At 24.9% G+C, this 3,024-nt stretch carries 3 protein-coding genes; 2 read left to right on the forward strand and 1 reads right to left on the reverse strand.

Going from position 1 to position 3,024, the window contains the following annotated elements; all coding sequences use genetic code 11:
* Window positions 1–284 precede the first annotated feature (284 nt).
* Entirely contained in the window at window positions 285–1,073 is a 789-nt protein-coding gene (locus Q1J78_RS03405) for a ParB/RepB/Spo0J family partition protein (RefSeq protein WP_300277963.1), read from the forward strand.
* A gap of 89 nt (window positions 1,074–1,162) precedes the next feature.
* On the opposite strand, the gene Q1J78_RS03410 is transcribed toward Q1J78_RS03405, so the two are convergent.
* A complete protein-coding gene (locus Q1J78_RS03410; RefSeq protein ID WP_300277966.1) occupies window positions 1,163–1,828 on the reverse strand; it encodes a hypothetical protein in 666 nt (221 codons plus the stop codon).
* A gap of 333 nt (window positions 1,829–2,161) precedes the next feature.
* Between Q1J78_RS03410 and yedF the strand changes: the two genes are divergently transcribed.
* Window positions 2,162–2,758, forward strand: a complete 597-nt coding sequence (gene yedF / locus Q1J78_RS03415) for a sulfurtransferase-like selenium metabolism protein YedF (RefSeq protein WP_300277969.1) — start codon at window positions 2,162–2,164, stop codon at window positions 2,756–2,758.
* Window positions 2,759–3,024 lie beyond the last annotated feature (266 nt).

Here is a 3,024-nt window from a genome sequence, read left to right on the forward strand (position 1 = left end):
CGATAAGAAGAAATAACAAAAAAACTATCACAAGAAGTGGTAGAAGAAGTAGAAAAAATAGACGTAAAAGAAAATAAAGTCTAAAAAATTCTTTCTTTAAATGAAAGAAAATAAAGTTAATCAAAAAGCCTAGAGATGTAATTTCTCTAGGCTTTTATTTTAATAAAATTTTGTAATTCAAGCTGGAATAAAGATACATTAAGAACAATAGGTTTTAGATATGATATAATGAGATTAATTAATTTAAATGAAAAATTTAGAAAGGTATCAAAAGAGATTATATTATGGAAAAGATAGAAGAGATAGAAATATATAAAATATATCCAAATGAAAATCAGCCTAGGAAAAATTTTGATTCAGAAAAAATAGATGAATTAGCAAAATCAATAGAGCAATATGGACTTCTTCAACCGATATTAGTTAAAGAAGATGAGAATAAAGAATATATGATAATTGCAGGTGAAAGACGTTTTACAGCTTGTAAGAAATTAAAAATGAAAAAAGTTCCAGTTATAATAAAAGATGTAACTTATGAAGAAATAGATAAAATGGCTATAATAGAGAATTTACAAAGAGAGGATTTAAGCCCTGTTGAAGAAAGTAAAGCGTACAAAAGATTAATAGAAAAATATAGTTTAACACAAAAAGAATTGTCAGAAACTATAGGGAAAAGTAGACCTTATATTACAAATAGTTTAAGACTTTTAAATTTATACAAAAAATCTCTTGATTTATTAGATAAAGGTGAGATTAGTTCAGGACATGGGAAGATTTTGCTTAGAATAAATGATGAGGAAGAACAAAATAGGCTTGCAGATAAGATACTTAGAGATAATTTATCTGTAAGGGATTTAGAATCTATTGTAAAGAATATTCAAAAGAAAGATACTAAAAAAAGAGAAAATACAGTATATGAAAAAGACCTATTCACTATGGAAGCAGAAGATACTTTAAGAAATGTACTTGGTACAAAAGTAAATATAGTTAAAGGAAAGAAAAATGGAAAGATAGAGATAGAATATTATAGTGATGAAGATTTAGAAATGATTATAAATATGTTAATGGGAGAGTAAAATTAATAGTAAGTATAAATAAATTAATAATAATTAATAAAATAAAAAAGAGCCATCAATTTGATAGCTCTTTTTCTATGGAAAATATATTAATTTTCGTCAGCTTCTACATCTTCATTATCATTTTTATCTACTGAATTGTTAATACTTTTATTTGTTGGTTTTAAGAAATCTCCAGCATCTAAAACTATATGTCCACTTTCATATATACCTTCATCAACAGAAAGTTGAATTTGATCTACAGGTAAGTTTCCGATAAAGCTTTGTGCAACTGCATCTAACATAAGTCCTTCAGCAGAACTTCCTAGTTTAGGATTTAAAAAGTCTTTGTTTACATCTAAGAAACCAGTGTCAACTCCATCAGCTTCACTTATATCAAAGCTATTCATTTTAGCGTTTTTAGTTACAACACCTAATTCTTTTAATTTATCGAAAATAATTTGTGGAGTTAATTTATCAGTTCTATATATATTAGCTACTAATTCGTCATCATCCACATCATAGCTGTAAACAACAAATTCTTTTTTAGCGGCTTTATCTTTCTTTTCATCATATTTTTTATGGATTTCGATTTGATCTTTATCATCTTTATCGTTTTTATCATCTTTGTCTTTATCATTTTCATCATAAGGTACAGCTTGGTCAGTTTTATTTTTATCATCAGTTTTAGATTCAGAATCAACTTTACCACAAGCTACAAATGATAGTGAGATAACAAAAGCTACAAGAAGTGATGTTAATTTTTTGAATTTCATAATCTTATCCTCCTCACTTATTATTTTTAGATATTTGTATATAGTTTTTATTATATATAAACTTATATCTATAATTATGTAATATTCTATATATATATTATACTACATATAGTCTTAATTAAATTATACAAAAAAATTACAATAAAAATTTATTTATTATTTATTGTGAAGAATTTGTAACCAAAATTTAATATATTATGAATATAATATGTATTATCGAGATTTAATATATTAAATCTATAAGAATATAGAAAATAACTATAATTATAAAGATAAAATATGTAATTTAATATGATATATTATGATTAGAATAATTAAATGAGGTGAAAGATAATGAGTATAAAAGTAGATGCAAGAGGACTTGCTTGTCCAAAACCTGTTATAAATACAAAAAAGGAATTGGATAAGTTAACAGAAGGTGTAGTAGTTACTACAGTAGATAATACAATTGCTAAGGAAAATCTTTTTAAATTAGCAAATTCACTTAAATGTGAGGTTAGTGTTATAAGAGAAGAAGATGATGAAATAGATGTACAGATAATAAAAGGAGAAGCTTCAGCAGAAGTTGAAGTAGAAAATAATGAAGAGTTATCTGACCAAGTTGTTTTAATAACATCAGATAAAATGGGTTCTGGTAATGATGAGCTTGGAAAAGTTCTTATAAAAGGATTTATATATACTTTAACAGAAACAAAACCTTATCCAAAAGCTGTTGTGTTAGTCAATGGAGGAGTTACTTTATCTACAGAAAATGAAGCAACAATAGAAAATCTTAAAATATTAGAAGAAAAAGGTGTTACAGTTATTTCTTGTGGAACTTGTTTAGATTATTACGATTTAAAAGATAAATTACAAGCAGGAAGTGTAAGCAATATGTATGATATAGTTGAAACTTTAAAATCTGCTTCAAACACTATAACAATAGGATAGATAAACTAAAGACTATTATATATAGATAATAGTCTTTTTTATTTATAGAAATACTTCTTATTATCTTCAAGTTATAAAGACATTAGGAAATGAAAATTATGTTATAATATATTGTATAAGTTTAAAAAGAAGGAGATTTAGGTATGCCAGAAGATAGAAATAATAAAGTAAGTTGTTCTAATTATAGATGTGAGATAGAAGTTACTTTAGAAGTTATAGGTGGAAAATGGAAATCTTTAATTCTTTGGTCACTGGGGAAATATAAA

It is taken from the genome of Peptacetobacter sp., assembly GCF_029264495.1.
Lineage (GTDB): Bacteria > Bacillota > Clostridia > Peptostreptococcales > Peptostreptococcaceae > Peptacetobacter.